Here is a 1,161-nt window from a genome sequence, read left to right as displayed (position 1 = left end):
CCAAGGTCAGGATCATGTCCGTGATCAGATGGAGATTTTCATCAAAGCGGCACAATTGCGTAGTGAGGCGTTAGACCACCTACTTATTTTTGGCCCTCCAGGTTTGGGTAAAACGACGTTGGCAAACATTGTTGCTAACGAGATGGAAGTGAACATCCGTACTACTTCTGGACCTGTTCTCGAAAAAGCAGGCGATTTGGCCGCGTTGTTGACCAACCTTGAGGAAAACGACGTGCTTTTCATTGATGAGATCCATCGTCTTAGCCCTATGGTCGAAGAGGTGCTGTATCCGGCAATGGAAGATTACCAATTGGACATCATGATTGGTGAAGGCCCGGCCGCACGTTCTATCAAAATTGATTTGCCACCATTCACATTGATTGGTGCAACGACGCGTGCGGGGTCTTTGACTTCTCCGCTGCGTGACCGTTTTGGTATTACTCAGCGTCTTGAGTACTACAAAGTGCAAGATCTACAGAACATTGTTCAACGCAGTGCAGATTGTCTAGGGTTGTCGATGGAGCCAGAAGGCGCGTTAGAAGTTGCTCGACGAGCTCGTGGTACGCCTCGTATTGCAAACCGTCTATTGCGCCGTGTCCGTGACTATGCAGAAGTGAAGGGCAACGGACATATTTGTGCCGATGTTGCTGACAAATCGCTTAATATGTTGGATGTGGATGCTCAGGGCTTCGATTACATGGACCGCAAGCTTCTTCTCGCTATCATGGAGAAATTTGGTGGTGGTCCAGTTGGACTCGACAATATGGCTGCCGCTATTGGTGAAGAAAAAGACACCATTGAAGATGTGCTAGAACCATATTTGATTCAGCAAGGCTATTTACAACGCACTCCCCGAGGAAGAATCGCCACAGATCGTGCATATCTTCATTTCGGAATTGAAAAATAAGATTCTAAGGCTGAGCAAAAATGCTCAGCCTTTCACCATAAGTGACCAACCTCTCATTTATTGAATTTCTTCTAATACTAATTAGGTAAGAAAAAAGCACTGATTGTTAACTCGATGTTTGCTTGCAACTGGTTAATTTCTCTCCTGATTACTCTCTCTTAACATACGCTTCTAATACGGGTTGATCTGGATCAATGTGATGGAGTTTTGTGCAAATTCAGCGCATAAACATTGATGTATATCAAAGCGCATTC

1 protein-coding gene is annotated in these 1,161 nt (G+C 45.1%); it reads left to right on the top strand.

The genetic code is table 11. From position 1 onward, the window contains the following. Window positions 1-907: Holliday junction branch migration DNA helicase RuvB (ruvB, locus tag R7O12_RS26045; RefSeq protein WP_318126947.1), on the top strand; the 907-nt coding region annotated here is incomplete at its 5' end. Between the last annotated feature and the right edge of the window lie 254 nt (window positions 908-1,161).

The organism is Vibrio sp. Vb1574 (genome assembly GCF_033338675.1).
The sequence above is the reverse complement of the archived record's forward strand: the minus strand, read 5'-3'. Positions and strand labels throughout refer to the sequence as shown.